Source organism: Lentzea cavernae, assembly GCF_014653695.1.
GTDB classification, from domain to species: domain Bacteria; phylum Actinomycetota; class Actinomycetes; order Mycobacteriales; family Pseudonocardiaceae; genus Lentzea; species Lentzea cavernae.
Map to the genome: position 1 here is coordinate 238,944 of NZ_BNAR01000012.1, position 19,994 is coordinate 258,937.

Consider the following 19,994-nt stretch of genomic DNA (forward strand, 5'->3'; position numbering starts at 1 on the left):
TGCATACCGCCACGTTTCGCGGCATCGACGCCCGGAACAGGTAGAGTCGCGGTGCCCTCGGCCCCAGTCCGCCTGAGGGTATTGCTATGTCTGACCTGCACAAATGAGGAGAAACACGTCTGTGACAGCGCCAGCAGCAACGCCGGCAGCAATGCGACCGCTGCGAGCCTGGCAGCGTCGCGCGCTGACCAAGTACCTCGCCGCGAAGCCGAAGGACTTCCTCGCCGTCGCGACGCCCGGCGCGGGCAAGACGACCTTCGGACTCCGCGTTGCCGCCGAACTGCTGGCCGACCGGACGATCGAGACGATCACGATCGTGACGCCCACCGAGCACCTCAAGCACCAGTGGGCGAAGGCGGCTGCCGAGCAGGGCATCCACATCGACTCGAACTTCCGCAACACCAACGCGATGACCTCCCGCGACTACCACGGCGTGGCCGTCACGTACGCGCAGGTCGCCGCCCACCCGACGCTGCACCGGGTGCGCACCGAGAACCGCAAGACGCTCGTGCTGCTCGACGAGGTGCACCACGGCGGCGACGCCAAGTCGTGGGGTGACGCGATCCGTGAGGCGTTCACGCCCGCCGTGCGCCGTCTCTGCCTCACCGGCACCCCGTTCCGCTCCGACGACTCGCCGATCCCGTTCGTGCAGTACGAGGAGAGCAACGGCGGCTTCAAGACGTCCAAGGCGGATCACACGTACGGGTACTCCGACGCGCTGCGCGACGGCGTGGTGCGGCCCGTGCTGTTCCTGGCGTACTCGGGTGAGGCGTCGTGGCGGACCAGCGCGGGCGAGGAGTACACCGCACGGCTGGGCGAGCCGTTGACGCAGGAGCAGACCGCACGGGCGTGGCGCACGGCCCTGGACCCGGCTGGAGACTGGATGGCCTCGGTGTTGCGCGCAGCCGACCAGCGGCTGACCCAGAAGCGGCAGAACGGACTGCCCGACGCGGGCGGCCTGGTGATCGCCACCGACCAGACCGTGGCGAAGGCGTACGCGCAGGTGCTCGAACGCGTCACGGGCCAGATCCCCACGCTCGTGCTCTCCGACGACCCGAAGGCGTCCGGCAGGATCGCCGAGTTCGCCGCGACGACCGAACGCTGGATGATCGCGGTCCGCATGGTGTCCGAGGGCGTCGACGTGCCGCGCCTCGCCGTCGGCGTGTACGCGACGTCGTCGTCGACCCCGCTGTTCTTCGCCCAGGCCATCGGCCGCTTCGTGCGCAACCGGAAGCCCGGTGAGACCGCCACGGTGTTCCTGCCGTCGGTGCCGGTGCTGCTGCAGCTCGCCTCGGAATTGGAGGCGGAGCGCGACCACGTCCTGGGCAAGCCGCACCGCGAGAAGGACGGCTGGGACGACGAGCTCATGGCCGCGGCCAACCAGGCCAAGGACGAGCCCGGTGAGGACGAGCGCGCCTTCACGGCACTGGGCACCACCGCCGAGCTCGACCAGGTGATCTACGACGGCTCGTCGTTCGGCGCCCCGACCCAGGCGGGCTCCGAGGAGGAGCAGGAGTACCTCGGCCTGCCCGGTCTGCTCGAACCCGACCAGGTGCGCACCCTGCTGCTGCAGCGGCAGGAGGAGCAGATGGCGATCGCCGCCAAACGCCCCAAGCCCGAGGTCGCGGTGCGCGAGGCGCGGCCCGTGGGCGTGCAGGAGCGCCTCACGGCCCTGCGCAAGGAGCTCAACACCCTCGTCGCGATGCACCACCACCGCACGAAGAAACCGCACGGCAAGATCCACAACTCACTGCGGGAGTACTGCGGCGGGCCGCCGACCGCGATGGCCACCATCGAGCAGCTCGAGGAGCGGATCGCGACCCTGCGCTCCTGGTGAGCGGATCCGTCAGACGCGGGTGACGGCGACGGCCAGAGTGCTGTAGCGCATCGTGAACCCGCCGCCGATCACGTCGATCGCGCGGCCGACGCGGTCGAGGAGCTCGGTGACCTGCTCGGCGCCGAGCAGGGCCATCGGGCTCATGGTGCGCATGAGGTCGAGGTACTCGGCGGTCGTGAAGGCCCGTTCCCACCTGGCGCGCCACTGCTCGGCCTTCGAGAACGCCCCGGTGGCCAGAAACGCCTCGCCGGTGCGCACGCAGCCTGCCTGATAGGCCTCGAACGCCTCGTCGTAGGAGTGGCCGACGCGGTGGGTGAGGTGCGGAGCCACCTCGTCGTACGCCTCGGCGAAGGCGTCGGCGATCGGCTCCGGCGTCCCGAACACGTGCCAGAGCGCCACGAACACCCCGCCGGGCCGCAGCACCCGCGCGGCCTGGCGAGGACCCGCCTCGGGGTCCACCCAGTGCCAGGACTGCCCGGCGACGACGGCGTCGAACTCGCGGCCGGCCGGGTCCCAGGCCTCGAACTTCGCCACCTCGACGGCCACGCCGGTGCCGCGGGCGAACCCGGCCATCCGCTCGTCGTGCTCGACACCGAGCACGTCCAGCCCGGCCGCCCGGAGCTGCCGGGACAGCACCCCCGTGCCGCACCCCACCTCGACCACCCGAGGTCCGGGACTGGCGGCGGCGAGCCTGTCGACCAGCTCCTGCGGGTACGGCGGCCGGGTGCGGTCGTAGCGCGCGGCCTCTGCTCCGAACGAGATCGCCAGTCTTTCGGCGGCTTCCTTGTCGACGGTCATGCACCCAACCTAGGGATGTCCGGGAGATGACAGCCGAGTGTCCGCCGTGGGCGATATCCGATATATCGCCGTTGTGATCCGTAGCGCGGTGGTAACGCTCTCACGACTCTCAGTGACCATATTTCGCCGTGGTTACCGCATCGTTGCGACTTAATCGATTCAGTGTGGTTCCGGTCACGCATATGTCGGGCATACGTTGTGCGCCACAACATTCTCTGTGACACAGCGCAGTGAAAGGGATGGCGGATGCGCAGCAAGACTCTCGCTTCCATCGCCGTGACCGCGGGCCTCGCCCTGGCGGTTTCGGCGTGCGGCGCCAACACGTCCTCCGGCACCGGAGGCAGCACCACGGAATCCAACGCTGGCAGCGGCACGGGCGCGAAGGTCGGCGTGATCCTGCCCGAGACCGCGTCGTCCGCCCGCTGGGAAGGATTCGACAAGCCCCTCCTCGAGGCCGCTCTGAAGGCCGAGGGTCTCAGCCCCGACATCCAGAACGCCCAGGGCGACGTCCAGAAGTTCAGCACCCTGGCCGACGGCATGATCAACGCCGGCGTCAAGGTCCTGATCATCGCCACGCCCAACAGCGAGGTCGGTGCGTCCGTCGCCAAGAAGGCGCAGGCCCAGGGCATCCAGGTCATCGACTACGACCGCCTGAACACCGGTGGTTCCTCGGCCTACTACGTGTCGTTCGACAACGTGAAGGTCGGCGAGCTGCAGGGCCAGGGCCTGGCCGACGCGATGAAGGACAAGCCGCAGGGCTCCCAGGTCATCGAGATCGAGGGCGCGCCGACGGACAACAACGCGACGCTCTTCACGCAGGGCCAGAAGAAGGTCCTGCAGCCGCTCTACGACTCGGGCAAGCTCAAGCTGGTCCAGTCCCAGCCGATCGACAACTGGGACAACCAGAAGGGTGGCCAGGTCTTCGAGCAGATCCTGACCTCCAACGGCGGCAAGGTCGACGGCGTCGTCGCCGCGAACGACGGCCTCGCCGGCGCCGTGATCACGATCCTCAAGAAGGTCGGCCTCAACGGCAAGGTCCCGGTCACCGGTCAGGACGCCACCCCGGACGGCCTGCAGGCCGTGCTCCGCGGTGACCAGTACATGACCGTCTTCAAGCCGATCAAGGACGAGGCCGAGGCCGCCGCCAAGCTGGCCGGCGCCCTCGCCAAGGGCGACACCGCCGCCGCCGACGCCCTGGCGTCCGGCTCGACCGACGACAGCAAGGGCAACCGCAAGGTCAAGTCCGTGCTGCTGTCCGCTCAGCTGATCACCAAGGACAAGGTCAAGTCCGTGGTCGACGCTGGCTTCGTCAAGGCCTCGGACATCTGCGTGGCCGACACCCAGGCCGCCTGCACCGAGCTCGGCATCAAGTAAGACCGCTCGCGACGAGGGCGGGGTGCGGTTTCGGCCGCACCCCGCCTCTCGCCGCGTGGTAACCACGGAGGAAACCCAGTGAGCGAGCCGATTCTCGAGCTGCGCGGCATCAACAAGAGCTTCGGTCCCGTGCACGTCCTGCACGACATCGACCTCGACGTCCAACCCGGCGAGGTAACCGCCCTCGTCGGCGACAACGGCGCGGGCAAGTCGACGCTGGTCAAGTGCATCGCGGGCATCCACCCCACCGATTCCGGTGAGGTCCTGTTCAACGGCGAGCCGGTGCACATCAAGGGCCCGCGCGACGCCGCCGAGCTCGGGATCGAGGTCGTCTACCAGGACCTCGCGCTGGCCGACAACCTCGACATCGTCCAGAACATGTTCCTCGGCCGCGAGCGCACCAAGGGTGGCCTGCTCGACGAGACGGACATGGAGCAGGCGGCGCGCAAGACGCTCGCGTCGCTGTCCGTGCGCACGGTGAAGTCGGTGCGCACGCAGGTCTCGTCGCTGTCCGGTGGTCAGCGCCAGACCGTGGCGATCGCCAAGGCCGTGCTGTGGAACAGCAAGGTAGTGCTGCTCGACGAGCCCACCGCGGCCCTCGGCGTCGCGCAGACGCGCCAGGTGCTCGACCTGGTCCGCCGGCTCGCGGAGCAGGGCCTGGGCGTCGTCCTGATCAGCCACAACATGAACGACGTCTTCGAGGTCGCCGACAAGATCGCGTGCCTCTACCTCGGACGCATGGCCGCGGTCGTGTCGACCAAGGACGTCACGCACGGCCAGGTGGTCGAGCTGATCACCGCCGGGCGTTCCGGTGACCTGGGCATCGCCCGCCCCGAGGCGGCGACGATCTGATGAGTTCCGAAGAGGCGAGCATGACCGACACCACCGACACGCACGAGCAGGAGACCGCCCAGCAGGGCGCGATCTCCGACTTCGGCATCGACACGACCTCCCAGTCCACCGGTGAGGCCGTCCGCGACTACTGGGCCAGGGTCCGCGGCGGCGAGCTCGGCTCGCTGCCCGCGCTGCTCGGCCTCGTCGTGCTGCTGATCGTGTTCAGCTCGTTGTCCGACACGTTCTTCACCCTCGGCAACCTCGCCAACCTGCTCCAGCAGGGCGCCAGCATCACCATCATCGCGATGGGCCTGGTGTTCGTGCTGCTGCTCGGCGAGATCGACCTGTCCGCCGGCACCGCGTCCGGTGTGACCGCCGCGGTCATGGCACTGCACCTGATCCACAACGGCAACCTGCTCGGCGGCATGGGCGACACGGTCTTCTACGTGTTCTGCGGCCTGCTCGTGCTGGCGATCGTGCTCGGCGCGGTGATGAAGGTCTGGGCGGGTGTGGCCCTGTCGGCCGTCGCCCTGGTCATCGCCGGCGTCGGCATCCCCGCGAACGCGTGGCTCGAGATGCTGCTCGCCGTCTGCGTCGGCGCGGCCATCGGCACGATCACGGGCTTCCTGGTCGCCAAGGTCGGCATCCCGTCGTTCGTCGTGACCCTGGCGTTCTTCCTCGTGTGGGGCGGTGTCGTCCTGCAGCTCATCGGCCAGGGCGGCACGCTCGGCCTGCGCGACGACACGATCTTCAACGTCGCCAACGGCAACCTGAACTTCGTGGGCTCCTGGGCGCTGTTCGTCATCGCCGTCGGCGGCTACGCGGCGATCGTGCTCACCCGGCACTTCTCCCGCCTGCGCAAGGGACTCGTGGCCCAGCCGACCTCGCTGGTCCTGGGCAAGATCGGCGCCCTCGCGGTGCTGGCCGCGGTGATCACCTACGCGCTGTCGCTGAACCGGGCGCCGAGCGACCTGATCGTCATCGAGGGCGTGCCGTACGTGGTGCCGCTCGTCCTGGTGCTGCTGGTCGTCGGCACGTTCGTGCTCGACCGCACCTCCTACGGCCGCCACATCTACGCGGTGGGCGGCAACAAGGAAGCGGCTCGCCGCGCCGGCATCAACGTCGAGCGCATCCGCATGAGCGTGTTCGTGATCGCCTCCGCGGCGGCCGCGATCGGCGCCATCGTGTACTCGTCGAAGGTCGGCTCGGTCGACCCGAACGCCGGTGGCGGCAACACGCTGCTGCTGTCGGTCGGTGCGGCCGTCATCGGTGGCACGTCGCTGTTCGGCGGCAAGGGCCGGCTGCGCGACGCGGTGATCGGTGGCGCGGTGCTCGCGATCATCCAGAACGGCATGGGCCTGCTCCGGCAGCCCGCCGCCGTCGTGTTCATCGTGACCGGACTGGTCCTGCTGCTCGCCGCGAGCGTCGACGCGTTGTCCCGCCGCCGGGCGGCCACCGCGGCTCGATGACGCGGTGACGGGACCCACGTCCGGCACCCGTCCCGACGAGATCCGCAGGCACAACAGGACGGCGCTGCTGCGCCGCCTGCACATCGACGGACCGTCCACCAGGGCGTCGCTCGCGGCTGAGCTCGGCCTCAACCGCAGCACGATCAAGGCCCTGGTGGACGGCCTCGCCGAAGCCGGTGTGGTCGCTGAACGCGTGCCCGCTCTGCGCAGCGGAGCGGGCCGCCCGTCGCTGCTGGTGCTGCCCCAGCCGAACGCCGCGGTCGTCATCGCGATCGACGTCCGCGTCGAGCACGTCGCGATGGGGTTCGTCGGCCTCGGCGGGGAGATCCTCGGGCGGGACAGCTGGAACCTGCACCGGACGCGTGATCCGGGGGAGGTCATCACGCACATCGTCGAGTCGGCGCGCCTCATGGCCGACGACCTCGACGCCACCGCGGTGGGAGTGGGCATCTCGGTGCCCGGTGTCGTGCGACGCGCCGACGGGCACGTCCACGAGGCGCCCAACCTGCACTGGACCGGTGTGGCGCTCGGCAAACGCCTGGAGGCGGTGCTGAAGCTGCCGGTCCAGGTCGGCAACGACGCGGAGCTCGGCGCACTGGCCGAACACGTCCGCGGTGCGGCCAGGGAGTCCTCGGACATGGTCTACATCTCCGCGGACGTCGGCGTCGGCGGGGGAGTGATCCTGGCCGGGCAGCCGTTGCGCGGCTCCGGCGGCTACGTCGGCGAGCTCGGGCACATGGTCGTCAACCCGCGCGGGCTGCGGTGCTACTGCGGCTGTGACGGCTGCTGGGAGACCGAGGTGGGCGAACCGGCGCTGTGCCGGGCCCTGGGCCTTCCCGACGACGCTCCGCGCGGTGCCGTGGTCGCGGCGCTGCGGGCGTTGGACGACCCGTCGGTGCTCGACGAGTTCGCCGGCTGGCTCGCACTGGGGCTCGCGAACATCGTCAACGTCCTCGGCCCCGAACTGGTGGTGCTGGGCGACCTCTACACGGCCCTGCCTGCGTCCGTCGTGGACGCGGTGAGCGCCGCCGTGCAGGTGCGCAGCCTCGTCTCCCGCGCGGTCGGCGGGACCCAGGTCGTGACGTCACCCCTGGGACGCGACGCGAAGCTCGTCGGAGCGGCCGAACTGGCCTTCGAGCCGGTCCTCGACGCCCTCTAGGAGCCCTGGAAAAGCGAAGGGGGCGGAGATCCTCGCGGATCTCCGCCCCGAGCGGCTAGGTGGGGTGGAAGTCAGCCCTGCTGAATCTCAGCAGCGAGTTCGCGCAATTTCTCACTGTGCGCCCGGGCGTGGTGCCCGCAGAACAGCAACTCGCCCCCGGACGGGAGCAAAGCGCGAACCTGGGCAGCAGCCCCGCAGCGGTCGCAGCGGTCGGCAGCGGTCAACTCGGGGCGGGTGAGTGCTGCAGTCATGATGAATCTCCCTCCGTCCCGGCAACGAAACGTTGTGTTCCGGTGCCCTCTTACCAAGCTGCGACCACGGCGCCCCTGGCTGGTGCGCGGTGCTCGCTGGCTCCACTCTGACAGACGTTTCCGCGTTAGTCAGTGTTCCCGTGTACGTGGCGACTCGCGTCACTATGCGATTTACCCGGCTGCAGCAGGCCTACACCTGCGTTCGCCACCGGTTCACCGTCTTGACACGCACGCTGAGCGACGGAGAACCCGCTGGTGGAGCAGCACGTTCGGTCCGTTCGGTCGGTTGCGTGCGACCGGGAGTGTGATATCGGTTGCGCTTGTCCGCCCGGAGCGAACAGGTCACGAACGTCCCACGATTCGGACGCGGGACCGTGATCAAACTCGAGTTCGAGTCCATTGTCGAGTGAGCCGCAGCACCCGATTCCGCAAACGCGACAGCCCCGCACCGAACCGGTGCGGGGCTGTGTGCGTATGACTGGGTAAGACCTAGTCGAGGTAGTCGCGCAGAACCTGCGAGCGCGACGGGTGACGCAGCTTCGACATCGTCTTGGACTCGATCTGGCGGATGCGCTCACGCGTGACGCCGTAGACCTGACCGATCTCGTCCAGCGTGCGCGGCTGGCCGTCGGTGAGGCCGAAACGCAGCCGGACGACGCCCGCCTCGCGCTCGGACAGCGTCGCGAGCACGGACTGCAGCTGGTCCTGCAGCAGCGTGAACGAGACGGCGTCGACCGCGACGACGGCCTCGGAGTCCTCGATGAAGTCGCCGAGCTGGCTGTCGCCCTCGTCGCCGATGGTCTGGTCCAGCGAGATGGGCTCACGCGCGTACTGCTGGATCTCCAGCACCTTCTCGGGCGTGATGTCCATTTCCTTGGCGAGCTCCTCCGGGGTGGGCTCGCGGCCCAGGTCCTGGAGCAGTTCGCGCTGGATGCGACCGAGCTTGTTGATGACCTCGACCATGTGCACCGGGATGCGGATGGTGCGGGCCTGGTCGGCCATCGCGCGGGTGATCGCCTGACGGATCCACCAGGTGGCGTACGTGGAGAACTTGTAGCCCTTGGTGTAGTCGAACTTCTCGACGGCGCGGATCAGACCCAGGTTGCCCTCCTGGATCAGGTCCAGGAACGCCATGCCGCGGCCGGTGTAGCGCTTGGCCAGCGACACGACGAGGCGGAGGTTCGCCTCGAGCAGGTGGTTCTTGGCGCGCTCGCCGTCACGGACGATCCAGCGCAGGTCACGACGGAGCTGCGGCGTGAGCTTCTCCGCTTCCTCCTCGGAGCGGCGCACGCGCTCGGCGGCGTAGAGACCCGCCTCGATGCGCTTGGCGAGCTCGACCTCCTCCTCGGCGTTGAGGAGGGCGACCTTGCCGATCTGCTTGAGGTAGGCGCGGACCGAGTCGGCCGAGGCGGTGAGCTCCGCGTCCTTGCGCGCCTGGCGCAGGGCCTCGGACTCCTCCTCGTCCCAGACGAAGTCACCCTCCTGCTTGGGGTCCTCCGCCTCCTCGGGCTCGTCCACGACGGGCTCGTCGACGATCTCGACCTCTTCGGCCAGGTCCTCGGCGCCGGGAGCGCCTTCCATGTCCTCGGGGTCGTCGCCGCTCTTGGCGGTGCCCTTCGCGGCAGGATCGGCCTTGCCGGCCGTCTTGCGCGGGGCCTTGGCGGCGGCGGGCTTCTTCGCTGCCGCAGCGGTCGTCTTGCGCTTCGGCTTCTCCTCGGCCTCGCCGGCCGCCGTCGCCTTGGTCGTCTTGGCGGCGCCTGCGGCGGAGCTGGAGCGTCGGGTTGCGGTTTCTGCGGCTGCCACGTACGCCCTTTCGCGACGGTCGTTCAAGGCGGACCGGAGGGCGCGAAACCTCGGTCGCCAGAGTTCAGGGGATCTCCCCGCCGATCTTGCTTGGCGGGTGTGCGTTCCATTGTAACGACGTCCGTGACGCGGTGTTGCGCCCCGAGGTGCTTCGAGGCGCTCTCACCTGCGTTGTCGCAGCTAGATCGCGTCGGACACGTTTCGGTGTCGAACGCTCATCAGGGCCTGACGCCGTGTGCGGCGGCCCACGCCGCGCCCACGATGCCGGCGTCGTTCTTCAGCGCGGCGGCGACCACCTCGGTGCGGACCTTGAGCAATGGCAACCACTTGTGCGCCTTCTTGCTCACGCCGCCGCCCGCGATGACGAGGTCGGGCCAGATGAGGTCCTCCAGCACGTTGACGTACCGCGAGACCCTGGGCGTCCACTCCTCCCAGGACAGCTCCTTCTCCTCCTTCACGGAGGCGGCGGCGCGCTTCTCCGCGTCGTGCCCGTCGACCTGCAGGTGGCCGAACTCGGTGTTCGGGACCAGCTTGCCGTCGAGGAACACCGCGCTGCCGATGCCCGTGCCGAACGTCAGCAGCACCACGGTCCCGTTCTTGCCCACGCCGGCGCCGAACGACATCTCCGCGATGCCGGCCGCGTCCGCGTCGTTCATCACGACGATGTCCTCGGGCCTGCGCTTGAGGCGCGCGGCGAAGAGCGTCTGCGCGTCGCAGTTGATCCAGCCCTTGTCGACGTTCGCGGCACTGAGGGCGACACCGTGCTTGACCACGCACGGGAGCGTGATGCCGACAGGACCGTCCCACTGGAACTTCTCGACGATCTCCGCGACGACCTCAGCCACCGCCTCCGGCGTCGAAGGCTGGGGCGTGGGGATCCGCAAGCGCTCGCCGTCCAGTGCCCCTGCCTCGAGGTCGACCAGGCCGCCCTTGACGCCGGAGCCGCCGATGTCCACACCGAACCCGCGGGTGATGCCCATTCCCCGTGGTCCTTCCTACTCGTTCGATTCAGTAACCGTGGTGCGCAGACATTAGCCTGACGTCGTCCGATAGTCCCGTGCTAGTGACGCAGGAGGGAACCGGTCGTGTTCGATCCCCGGCCACTCGTCGACATCGCGACGTCCATCGGACGGGAGGCGGGCGCTCTTGTTCAGCGCATGCGCTCCGAAGCCGTCATCTCGTTCGACACCAAGAGCACCTCGACCGACGTGGTGACCGCCGCGGACCGCGCCTCAGAACAACTCGTCCGGACGCGTCTGTCCGAGTTGCGCCCCGGCGAGCCCGTCCTCGGCGAAGAGGAGGGCGGCACCGTCGTCGAAGGCCTGACGTGGGTCGTCGACCCCATCGACGGCACCGTGAACTACCTCTACGGCATCCCCTGGTACTCGGTGTCGATCGCGGCGCAGCTCGACGGCGAGTCCGTCGCGGGAGCCGTGTTCGAGCCGGCGACCGGCCGCATGTGGACCGCCGCGCGCGGGTTCGGCTCGTTCCTGGACGGTGCGCCGCTGCGCGTGTCCGCGACGACCGACCTGTCGCTGTCCCTGCTCGGGTACGGGTTCGCCTACCGGCCGGAGCGCCGTCAGCGGCAGGCCGACACGTGGGCGGGCATGGCCACGCGGGTGCGCGACCTCCGCCGGGCCGGTGCCGCATCGCTCGACCTGTGCTCGGTGGCCGCGGGCCGCCTCGACGCGTACGCGGAGCACGCGCTCGGCCGCTGGGACTGGGCGGCCGGCGGGCTGATCGCCGCGGAGGCCGGCGCGGTCGTGCGGCTGCCGGGGTCGTCGCCCGAACTGGGGGAGGACGCGACGTTCGCCGCCTCACCGGGGATCGCCGACGCCATGTACGGCGCGCTGGCGGAGTGCGGGTTCGGCAAGGTCTGAAACCGCAGGTCAGGACGCTAATATATTGGTTGTGCAAAAGACGTTTGCGGTCGTCCGCAAACGTCTTTTGCATAAAGGGGTCCCGAAGAGGCCGGAACAGGGGCGCGCGGAGGTGTCAGGAGCGGTTCCGCGAGCCGCCGATCAGGCACCCATAGAGACGCGGAACGGCGCGTCCCTGCAGGGACGCGCCGTTCCGGTAAGAAGGTCTAACAGTCGTCAGCAGGTCACTTCGCGGGCGCCCGCGAGGTTGTCCGGGTTCAGCGTCGGCGGGGTGGCCGCGGCCACCTGGCCGCCCTGCTGGTCCGGCTGCTGCGCCGCCCACTCGCTGAGCTGGTCGAGGACCTTGCGCGCGTTGCTGTTCGGCTTGACCTCGTCGAACTTCTTGCCGATCGCCACGTCGACGGTGGCGTCCTGTCGTTCGTCGCGCACGAGCTCCAGGCACGGCTCCAGCAGCGACAGCGTCCTGGCCGCCGACGCGCCGGGCGCGCCGAAGCGGAGCTGGCCGCGGCAGTTCATGTCGCCCGCCGGGTAGACCGCGTCGTTGCCGGGGTCGGCCGCCTGCTTCAGGCCGAGCTCGGTGAACATCGTCGCGACGGCCTTGGCGTGGTTGCGCTGCGTCGAGGCGTTGACGACCTTGAAGTTGACCTCGCCGACCGGCACGGGGTTCGTGCGGTCGAGCGCGTCGTGCTCCAGCACGGTGCCCAGTGCGGGCGGGGGCGCCGTCGCCGTCTCGCCCGCCGCGGGGTCGGCCCCCGCGGTGGCGGAGGCGGACGCCGTCACGTTGCCGGGCGCGTTGCACTTGATGGCCGCGTCCACGTCGCTTGCGTTGCCGAGCACCTTCACCCACACGAACACGGAACTGACCAACAGCACCGCGAACAGGACGAGCGCGGGCACGGGCCGACGCCTCTTGTAAGGCGTCAAGCTCCCCGATGCGGATCCCACGTTCGAAGCCCTCCCCGTGATCCGTCCCCTGAGATCAGCCTAGGCCTTGCCCGGCTGTTGCGCGCCCGGAAGCGCGTGACCCACTGCACCGGTCCCATTGCTCACAGTCAGGACGGTACCGGCCTGGCGTCAGGTTGCACGCCGAGACACATGTGCTCCCGCACAGCCTATCGGTCCAGCGTAGAAAGGTTGTGTCACCCGTCCGGTCGGTAAGGGGTAACCCGATGTGGAGGCACTCGGACAATGAGCTACCCTCTGCGCGCTCCGCACACATTTCGATCAAGCCGACGGTCACGTCAAGGGGGTTGGCTTGCCCGCCGGGTGTGGGAGACCTACGTCACCTTGACGTGGGGCACAAAAGAGGTCGCTGGAGCGTTAACCAGCGACACGAACAGTCTCCGTAGACCGCAGGGGTGAAGAAGATGGCGACCGACTACGACGCGCCGCGTCGCAGCGAGGCGGACGAACTCGCTGAGGACTCCCTCGAGGAGTTGAAAGCCCGGCGGAACGAGACGCAGTCCGGCGTCGTCGACGTCGACGAGGACGCGAGCGCGGAGAACTTCGAGCTTCCGGGCGCCGACCTGTCCGGCGAGGAGCTCACGTTCAAGGTCCTGCCCAAGCAGGCCGACGAGTTCACGTGCTCGAAGTGCTTCCTGGTGCACCACCGCAGCAGGCTCGCCGAGGACAACGGCGGCACGTACATCTGCCGCGACTGCGCCTGATCCGCATCAGGCGAGGCTCGCAGTAAAGAACTGGGCGCTCACCCTCACGGGTGGCGCCCAGTTGTGTTCTTCAGGACTTGAGCGCGGCGACGAGCTCTTCCGGGCGCCGCGTGCTGATCACCCAGTAGGGCGTCGGGTCCTCGGGGTCGTTCACGCGCACGCGTACGAGCGGCTTGACCCAGCCCCGGTGCACGACGAACGCCGCGGGGTCGAGGTCGCGGCCCATGGTCCGGCGGCGGTCCTGCGCGGAGATGACCTCGGCCTCGCCGAGCAGCTCCAGCGGGATGTGCGCGTCGCCCGCGTGCAGCTCACCGCCGGCGACCTCGACCTTCGTCGAGCCCATCCGCACGATGAGCACGACCGTCAGCGGCAGCAGGATCACGTACGGCAGCCAGGACCGGACGCCGGGGAAGCCCATGTGCACCTCGGCGGCCAGCAGCGCGGCCGCGAGCAGCGGCAGCGGCCAGATCCACCACGTCACGTACAGGCGTTCGCGGAAGGTCGTAGTGGCGGTCACGGCAGTCTCACTCACGTCGTCAGGGTAATCTCGGCCGCCGTGTCCAGCGTCGAGGTGTTGCTGACCCGGCTCGATCCGGGGGTTCCCGTGCCCGCCTACGCCCGCCATGGCGACGCGGGCGCAGATCTGGTCACCACGTCGGACGTGGTCATTCCACCAGGCGAGCGCGCCGTGGTCGGCACCGGTGTCGCGATCGCGCTCCCCGACGGTTTCGCCGGGTTCGTGCACCCGCGGTCCGGACTGGCGGCGAGGGTCGGCTTGAGCGTGGTGAACACGCCCGGCACGATCGACTCCGGCTACCGCGGTGAGATCCGCGTTTGCCTCGTGAACCATGATCTTCGTGAGCCGATCGCGTTGTCACGAGGCGACCGGATCGCCCAGCTCGTCGTGCAACGCGTCGAGCACGCGGTGTTCCGCGAGGTCACCGAGTTGCCGGAGACGGAACGCGGTGCGGGAGGCTATGGCTCGACCGGCGGGCACGTGGTGCTCACCAGGATGAAGGCGGAAGGGTAGGGGCATGTTCGGTAGGCGCCGCAAGCGCGGTCGTCACTCCTCGGGCGCGGTCGAGACCGGCCCGGAGCACGACGAGGACTTCGACGACGTCGACGGCCCGTGGGACTCGGCGGCCGCGCCCCGTGACGACGTGGACCGGCTCGACCTGGGATCGGTGCTGCTGCCGATGCCGGACGAGGCCCAGTTGCAGGTCGAGATGGACCAGCAGACCAACGCGGTGCGCGCGGTGCACATCCTCACGCCGGTCGGCCAGCTGACGGTCAGCGCGTTCGCCGCGCCGAAGTCGGGCGACCTCTGGAAGGAGGTCGGCGCCGAGCTGATCGAGGGCCTCAAGGAGGACGGCGCCCGCATCAACCGCGAGAACGGCGAGTGGGGCGAGGAGATCACCGCGCGCAACCAGGGCGTGAAGATCCTCTTCGTCGGCATCGACCGGCCGCGCTGGTTGCTGCGCGGAGTCGCCGCCGGTCCCGAGGAGCACTTCGAGCAGAACGCCGAGGCGCTGCGCGAGATGCTGCGCGGAACGGTGGTCGTGCGCGGCGAGCAGCCGATGCCGCCCCGCACCCCGCTGCCGGTCGAGCTGCCGGAGGCGATCGCCCGGCACATCCAGCAGCAGCAGGGCTAACGCGCCTGCCGCCACGCCTGCACCGCGCGCCCCAGCGCGTGCGGGTAGGCGTCCAGCGTCGTCGTGACGAGCACGGCGCGGGGGATCGCCTCCGCCCACGCCCGTGCGACCGCGATCGGGTGCACCGGGTCGTCGGTGCACCCGACGATTCCCGTCGGCACGTCGAGCGACCGGAGCTCGTCGAGCGTCGGCGCGAGCGAGTCGGCTGCCTCCTCGAAGTGCGGCACGAGCTGGTCGCCGTAGCCGTGCCAGGCCCTGGTCAGCTCGTCGTGCAGCCAGCCGGTCGTGCCGGAGAGCGCCGCGGTGAGCCCCCGGGTCCTGACGATCTCCGCACTGGCCCTGGCTGCGAGCGCCGCCGGTGCCTCACCGGGGGCGCCGGTCCACGCCGGCAGCGCCAGGACCAGCCCCGCGCACCGGTCCGGGTTGGCCACGGCCCACCTCGCGGCGACGTGCGCGCCGAGTGAGACGCCACCCACCACGATCGGGTGGCGTGACGGGGCATTTTCAAGCGCCGTCAACCGTTCACGGAGTGTGCGGACGCGTGGTGCCTGGAGAACGGCACCTACCTGCGACAACGGCTCGGTGAACACAGAACGGACGAACACCTCGTCTGAGGCGGTTCCGGGCAGGAGCAGCACGGTCTCGGCAGGCACGGCCGAGATTGTCGTCGCCCGTGCGTACCCTCACTGTCAGACGGCCCACACCACGGGGCCACCAGAGCACTGCAGGAGTCGGGGATGAGCGGCTATTGGCGCCGCTTGGTGCGTCGCTTGACCAGCGACGTCGCCGAGCTCGACGCGGACGACCTGTCGCGAAAAGCGGAGGCCGTCGGCGCGGTGAAGGCCTGCGACTGCAAGTCCGGTGAGGAGGTCACCGTCCTCGGGAGGCTCCGCAGCGTGGAGCTCTGCCCCCGGGACGCGGCCGCCACCCTGGAAGCCGAGCTCTACGACGGCACCGAGGGCGTCACCCTCGTCTGGCTCGGCCGCCGTCGCATCGCGGGAATCGAGCCTGGTCGGACGATCAAGGCACGAGGCCGCATCGCCGTGCGCGACGGGCGCAAGGTGCTCTACAACCCCTATTACGAGTTGCAGAACGCTTCATGACTTCAGCGAAAACCGAAGAAAAGCAGCCCACCGTCCTCGAGCAGATGGGCGGCGTGAGCGGAATGCTCTACTCGTCGCTGCCCGTCCTCCTCTTCGTGATCGTCAACTTCGCGACCAAGAACCTCATGGCCGCGATCATCAGCTCCCTCGCGGCCGCCGTCGTCATCGGCGTGGTCCTGGCCGTGCGCAAGGGCACCGTCCAGCCCGCCATCTCCGCCGTCTTCGGCGTCGGCGTCGCGGCGTTCATCGCCTACAAGACGGGCGAGGCCAAGGGTTTCTTCCTCTTCGGCATCTGGCAGAGCGTCGTGTACGGCAGCGCGTTCCTGCTGTCGATCGTCGTGCGCTGGCCGCTCGCCGGTGTGCTCTGGACGTTCCTCAACGGCAGGGACCGCTCCTGGCGCGAGGACAAGGCCACGGTCCGCGACTACGACATCGCGACCTTCGTGTGGGCCATGGTCTTCTTCGCCCGCTTCGTGGTCCAGCGCTGGCTCTACGACGAGGACCAGGTCGGCTGGCTCGCCGTCGCCCGCCTCGGCATGGGCTACCCGCTGATGGCCATCGCCCTGCTCGCCACGGTCTGGGCGGTCCGCCGCGCGGACAAGCGCCTCAAGGAGGCGGAGGAGGCCGCGGCGGCCAAGGCCGCCTCGGAGGCCGAGGTGGAGGGCGTGCTCGCGCGCACCGCCGACGACCTGCTCACCCCGGACATGGACGAGCTCAAGCGCGTCGTCGACGCCGAGTCCCGCGACAAGTCCAGAGACTGACCCGCACTTCACGGCCGGCGCTTCCCGTTGGGGGCGCCGGCCGTGGCGTGTGCGCCGTGGCCCAGCAACGCGCGCAAGCCGTCTCGTCCTGTCACGCCCACCGCCGCGTACGCCGTGTGCAGGTGGTTGTCCACGGTGCGTTTGGCGATCGTCAGTCGTTCCGCGATCTCCGCGGTGCTCAGTCCCACCACGGCCAGACGCGCGATCTCCGACTGACGCGGTGTCAACGCGGCCAGCGTGCTCGTCACCACCAGGCCCGGCGTGGACGCGCCGCCGAACGACTCCGCGAGCGCCGACGCCTGGCGGTCCAGCCTGTCCGCGTCCCGGGGCCTGTCGTGCAACCGCGCCAGCCTGCCGGCCTCCGCGAGCGCTTCGGCCGCGTACAGCGCGGCACCGCACGCCGTGAACGCCGCCGCCACCTCCTCCAGACCCGCCGGGTCACGCAACGCGCGCGCCTGGGCGTGCGCCGCGTACGCGGTCATGAGCGGATCCTTGCGCGACTTCGCGAGTGCCAGAAGACGAGGCGAGGTGTCCGCACCGAACCGGGCGGCGTCGTGCAGCGACACGATCTCCTCGGAGTGCGCGCCGTGTTCCCTTGCCAGATCGGCGTTGTCGAGAGCGGCCCGCATCGCCTCGTCGGCTCGCCCGGCTCCTGCGAGCACCCACGACCGTGCGGCCCCCACGGCGAACCGCGCCATGCGCCACGCGGGCCGCAACCCGGCTTCCGCACGGGCCAAGGCCCTGGAGGCGCGGTCGGGCTGCCCCTGCAACGCCGCACCAGCGGCGAACTCGGCCAGCAGCAGCACGTCCCACAGCATCAGCCGCACATCCGGCTCGGGAACGACCTCGGCGGTGATCCGCACCGCCGAGGCGGCCTTGCCGCGCAACCGCGCGCACTGGCTCAGCAGCACCCGTGACAGCACCTGGGAGGCCGGACGGTGGACCTCCGGCACGGCTCGCCTCTCCGCACCCGTCAGGTCACCACTGCGCAGCATGCTCTCGGCACGCACCCCGCTCCTCACCGACGGGAACGGCCCGGGAACGGTCTCGCCGGCGTCCTCGGACCGGGCGATCGCGTCGGAGTAGCGGCCCGCGAACTGGTCCGCGACCGCCAGCACCCGTTGCCCCGCCCGGCCGCCCAGCAGCACGCCTCCGAGCCGGGCCACCCCCACCGGTGCCGCCTCCAACGCGAACGTCAGCGCGCAGGACATCACCGCGTGCTCCAGCTCCGCCGACAACCTCTGCGCGCTCACGGAATCCAGCACCGCCACAGCGGCGTCCTCGTCACCAAGACCGAAGAACAGGTTGTACGCGCGTGCACAGCCGACTTGAACCAACGTCTCCGTGTCACCGGCCGCCGCCATGCTCTCCGCAAGCACGTCTTCGGCCCGCGCGCATTGTCGTTGATGCATAAGCACAAGCCCCATCACGGGCCCTGCCGTGCCGACCTCGACGACGGCCAGCCCCTCCAGGCCCCAACCGGACCGCGCCGTGCACAGGACTCGCATCAACCGGTGGCGCACAAGGTGTTGCAACACCGACAACGACGCGTCGTCGAGCAGATGCGCGTCATCGACCGACAGCACCCGCCGTCCGCCACGAGAGAGGTGCTCGGCCGCCGCGCGCACGAACGGCGACGGCAGGGTGGCGGGAAGCAGAGACGCGATCGCACCGAGCGGGATCGAGGACGCGGCATCCGTGGCGTGACACCGCACCACCGGGTGCGGCACGGAGGTGAGCGCCTCGTTGGCCAGCCGTGTCTTCCCCACGCCCGGAGGACCGGACAACAGCACAGCGCCGTGCACGGCCAGTGCCCGCAGCACGGCCCGTAGCTCTTCCTGGCGCCCGACCAGGGGCAACTGATCGCTCACGGGTTGTAAGTGCCCGTGTGCCGCGCGCAGATACCCGGCAGGCCCCGCCCGCCGGGTATCTTTCGCCGCTAGGGCCTGTGGCGAAGTCCAGCCCGCGACAGCCGGGCGCGACTCCCGTCGAACGGGACTTCGACACAGGCCCTAGTAGCCGAGCGCCTTCTTGATGTCCTGCTCCACGGCGGCGGTCGTGACGAACAGCAGCTCGTCGCCGCCCTCGAGGGTGTCGTCCGGCTGCGGCACGATGACCCGCCCGCCGCGCAGGATCGTCACCAGCGCGGCGTCGCGCGGCAGCGTCAGCTCGGAGACCGCGCGACCGGCGAACGGCGTCGCCTCGTCGAGCGTGATCTCCACGAGGTTCGCCTGCCCCTGCCGCAACGTCATCAGCCGCACGACGTCACCGATCGTCACGGACTCCTCGACCATGGCGGCCAACAGCCGTGGCGTCGACACGGCCACGTCGACACCCCACGACTCGGTGAACAGCCATTCGTTCGTCGGGTCGTTCACGCGCGCGATGACACGGCGGACCGCGAACTCCGTCTTGGCGAGCAGCGACACCACGAGGTTGACCTTGTCGTCACCGGTCGCGGCGATCACCACGTCGCACAGCTGCATGCCCGCGTCCTCCAAAGAGGACAATTCGCACGCGTCGGCCTGCACCCACTCGGCCTGCTCGACGGAGTTCGGGTCGAAGTGTGCCCGGTCCCGCTCGATCAGCATGACCTGGTGCCCGTCCGAGACGAGCTCCTGCGCGATGGAGCGTCCCACCGCTCCCGCGCCGGCGATCGCGACCCGCATCAGCTCTCCTCCGGTGCCTGCAGCGCCGCGGCCGCGACGTCGGTGATCGTGCCGGACAGCGCCGCCACGTAGATGGTGTCGTCGGCCTGCACGACGGTCTTGGCGTCCGGGAGCACACCCGTGCCGAACCGCATGAGGAACGCCACCCGCGCGCCGATCGCGCCCTCCAGCTCGAAGACGGGCCGCCCCACCCAGGTCTCGTCGACCTCGACCGGCAGCACCGCCACGGTGCCGGACGGGTCGCGCCACGCCGTCGCCGCCCCTTCGGGCAACAACATCCGCAGGAACCGGTCGGTCGACCACGGCACCGTGGCGACGGTCGGGATTCCCAGGCGCTCGTACACGGCCGCGCGCTTGTGGTCGTAGATGCGCGCGACGACGTGCTCGACGCCGAACGTCTCGCGCGCGACCCGCGCCGAGATGATGTTCGAGTTGTCACCGCTGGAGACCGCCGCGAACGCGCCCGCGCGCTCGACACCGGCCTCGATCAGGACATTGCGGTCGAAACCGTTGCCGACGACCTGCTGGCCGTGGAAGTCGCTGCCCAGTCTGCGGAACGACTGCGGGTCCTTGTCGATCACGGCGACCTGGTGGTCGAGTCGCTCCAGAGCCCTGGCCAGGGACGCCCCCACCCGGCCACACCCCATGATCACCACGTGCACGACATGCCTCCTCAGGCGAACTCTGCGCAGAACCTACCGAGCATTAGCCCGTCCCGGTGAGCGGACCCCTTACGC

General features: G+C 69.8%; 21 protein-coding genes. 11 read left to right on the forward strand and 10 right to left on the reverse strand.

Annotated features, from left to right (window positions below; all coding sequences use genetic code 11):
• The first annotated feature begins 151 nt into the window (after positions 1 to 151).
• Entirely contained in the window at positions 152 to 1,837 is a 1,686-nt protein-coding gene (locus IE307_RS33070; protein ID WP_229905301.1) for a DEAD/DEAH box helicase, read from the forward strand.
• Positions 1,838 to 1,846: 9 nt separating this feature from the next.
• Here the strand turns inward: IE307_RS33070 and IE307_RS33075 are convergent, their stop codons facing one another.
• Positions 1,847 to 2,635, reverse strand: coding sequence for a class I SAM-dependent methyltransferase (locus IE307_RS33075; RefSeq protein WP_191303324.1), 789 nt, complete (start codon positions 2,633 to 2,635; stop codon positions 1,847 to 1,849).
• 246 nt (positions 2,636 to 2,881) lie between these two features.
• On the opposite strand from IE307_RS33075, the gene IE307_RS33080 reads away from it, so the two are divergent.
• The 4 genes from IE307_RS33080 to IE307_RS33095 all read left to right on the forward strand — a co-directional run bounded on the left by IE307_RS33080 (position 2,882) and on the right by IE307_RS33095 (position 7,471).
• A complete protein-coding gene (locus IE307_RS33080) occupies positions 2,882 to 4,009 on the forward strand; it encodes a sugar ABC transporter substrate-binding protein (RefSeq protein WP_191303325.1) in 1,128 nt (375 codons plus the stop codon).
• 78 nt (positions 4,010 to 4,087) lie between these two features.
• Positions 4,088 to 4,861, forward strand: a complete 774-nt coding sequence (locus tag IE307_RS33085; RefSeq protein ID WP_191303326.1) for an ATP-binding cassette domain-containing protein — start codon at positions 4,088 to 4,090, stop codon at positions 4,859 to 4,861.
• A gap of 20 nt (positions 4,862 to 4,881) precedes the next feature.
• Positions 4,882 to 6,312 (forward strand): sugar ABC transporter permease, encoded by a 1,431-nt coding sequence (locus tag IE307_RS33090; protein WP_191303327.1) that lies wholly within the window; start codon positions 4,882 to 4,884, stop codon positions 6,310 to 6,312.
• A gap of 4 nt (positions 6,313 to 6,316) precedes the next feature.
• On the forward strand, positions 6,317 to 7,471 hold the full coding sequence (locus IE307_RS33095) for an ROK family transcriptional regulator (protein WP_191303328.1): 1,155 nt from the start codon (positions 6,317 to 6,319) through the stop codon (positions 7,469 to 7,471).
• Positions 7,472 to 7,542: 71 nt separating this feature from the next.
• On the opposite strand, the gene IE307_RS47020 is transcribed toward IE307_RS33095, so the two are convergent.
• The 3 genes from IE307_RS47020 to ppgK form a co-directional block, all read right to left on the reverse strand.
• Complete coding sequence (locus IE307_RS47020; protein WP_231642793.1) at positions 7,543 to 7,722, reverse strand: DUF7455 domain-containing protein; 180 nt, start codon at positions 7,720 to 7,722, stop codon at positions 7,543 to 7,545.
• A gap of 489 nt (positions 7,723 to 8,211) precedes the next feature.
• Positions 8,212 to 9,552 (reverse strand): RNA polymerase sigma factor, encoded by a 1,341-nt coding sequence (locus tag IE307_RS33100; protein ID WP_191303329.1) that lies wholly within the window; start codon positions 9,550 to 9,552, stop codon positions 8,212 to 8,214.
• Between the two features lie 191 nt (positions 9,553 to 9,743).
• Positions 9,744 to 10,505 (reverse strand): polyphosphate--glucose phosphotransferase, encoded by a 762-nt coding sequence (ppgK, locus tag IE307_RS33105; protein ID WP_191303330.1) that lies wholly within the window; start codon positions 10,503 to 10,505, stop codon positions 9,744 to 9,746.
• A gap of 105 nt (positions 10,506 to 10,610) precedes the next feature.
• On the opposite strand from ppgK, the gene IE307_RS33110 reads away from it, so the two are divergent.
• Positions 10,611 to 11,405, forward strand: coding sequence for an inositol monophosphatase family protein (locus IE307_RS33110; RefSeq protein ID WP_191303331.1), 795 nt, complete (start codon positions 10,611 to 10,613; stop codon positions 11,403 to 11,405).
• 216 nt (positions 11,406 to 11,621) lie between these two features.
• Here IE307_RS33110 and cei read toward each other — a convergent pair whose 3' ends face one another.
• A complete protein-coding gene (gene cei, locus IE307_RS33115) occupies positions 11,622 to 12,350 on the reverse strand; it encodes an envelope integrity protein Cei (protein ID WP_268250437.1) in 729 nt (242 codons plus the stop codon).
• A 422-nt stretch (positions 12,351 to 12,772) separates the two neighbouring features.
• Between cei and IE307_RS33120 the strand changes: the two genes are divergently transcribed.
• Positions 12,773 to 13,072 (forward strand): DUF4193 domain-containing protein, encoded by a 300-nt coding sequence (locus IE307_RS33120; RefSeq protein ID WP_030474775.1) that lies wholly within the window; start codon positions 12,773 to 12,775, stop codon positions 13,070 to 13,072.
• A gap of 70 nt (positions 13,073 to 13,142) precedes the next feature.
• Here the strand turns inward: IE307_RS33120 and IE307_RS33125 are convergent, their stop codons facing one another.
• Positions 13,143 to 13,604 (reverse strand): DUF3093 domain-containing protein, encoded by a 462-nt coding sequence (locus IE307_RS33125; protein WP_229905304.1) that lies wholly within the window; start codon positions 13,602 to 13,604, stop codon positions 13,143 to 13,145.
• 24 nt (positions 13,605 to 13,628) lie between these two features.
• Here IE307_RS33125 and dut point away from each other — a divergent pair, with 24 nt between their 5' ends.
• Positions 13,629 to 14,102 (forward strand): dUTP diphosphatase, encoded by a 474-nt coding sequence (gene dut, locus IE307_RS33130; protein ID WP_191303333.1) that lies wholly within the window; start codon positions 13,629 to 13,631, stop codon positions 14,100 to 14,102.
• A 4-nt stretch (positions 14,103 to 14,106) separates the two neighbouring features.
• The gene (locus IE307_RS33135) at positions 14,107 to 14,724 is read left to right on the forward strand and encodes a DUF3710 domain-containing protein (protein WP_191303334.1); all 618 of its coding nucleotides are present in this window, start codon (positions 14,107 to 14,109) and stop codon (positions 14,722 to 14,724) included.
• On the opposite strand, the gene IE307_RS33140 is transcribed toward IE307_RS33135, so the two are convergent.
• Positions 14,721 to 15,377, reverse strand: coding sequence for an alpha/beta fold hydrolase (locus IE307_RS33140; protein ID WP_191303335.1), 657 nt, complete (start codon positions 15,375 to 15,377; stop codon positions 14,721 to 14,723). The two genes, IE307_RS33135 and IE307_RS33140, sit on opposite strands and share 4 nt — an antisense overlap.
• Positions 15,378 to 15,461: 84 nt before the next feature.
• Between IE307_RS33140 and IE307_RS33145 the strand changes: the two genes are divergently transcribed.
• Together IE307_RS33145 and IE307_RS33150 are read left to right on the forward strand one after the other, a co-directional pair.
• The gene (locus tag IE307_RS33145) at positions 15,462 to 15,827 is read left to right on the forward strand and encodes an OB-fold nucleic acid binding domain-containing protein (protein ID WP_035908814.1); all 366 of its coding nucleotides are present in this window, start codon (positions 15,462 to 15,464) and stop codon (positions 15,825 to 15,827) included.
• Positions 15,824 to 16,588 (forward strand): DUF3159 domain-containing protein, encoded by a 765-nt coding sequence (locus tag IE307_RS33150; RefSeq protein ID WP_191303336.1) that lies wholly within the window; start codon positions 15,824 to 15,826, stop codon positions 16,586 to 16,588. Before IE307_RS33145 ends, IE307_RS33150 begins: the two co-directional genes overlap by 4 nt.
• 8 nt (positions 16,589 to 16,596) lie before the next feature.
• On the opposite strand, the gene IE307_RS33155 is transcribed toward IE307_RS33150, so the two are convergent.
• The 3 genes from IE307_RS33155 to IE307_RS33165 form a co-directional block, all read right to left on the reverse strand.
• Positions 16,597 to 18,459, reverse strand: a complete 1,863-nt coding sequence (locus IE307_RS33155) for an AAA family ATPase (protein ID WP_191303337.1) — start codon at positions 18,457 to 18,459, stop codon at positions 16,597 to 16,599.
• Between the two features lie 141 nt (positions 18,460 to 18,600).
• Complete coding sequence (locus IE307_RS33160) at positions 18,601 to 19,257, reverse strand: potassium channel family protein (protein ID WP_191303338.1); 657 nt, start codon at positions 19,255 to 19,257, stop codon at positions 18,601 to 18,603.
• The gene (locus IE307_RS33165) at positions 19,257 to 19,919 is read right to left on the reverse strand and encodes a potassium channel family protein (protein ID WP_191303339.1); all 663 of its coding nucleotides are present in this window, start codon (positions 19,917 to 19,919) and stop codon (positions 19,257 to 19,259) included. Before IE307_RS33165 ends, IE307_RS33160 begins: the two co-directional genes overlap by 1 nt.
• Positions 19,920 to 19,994: the final 75 nt, after the last annotated feature.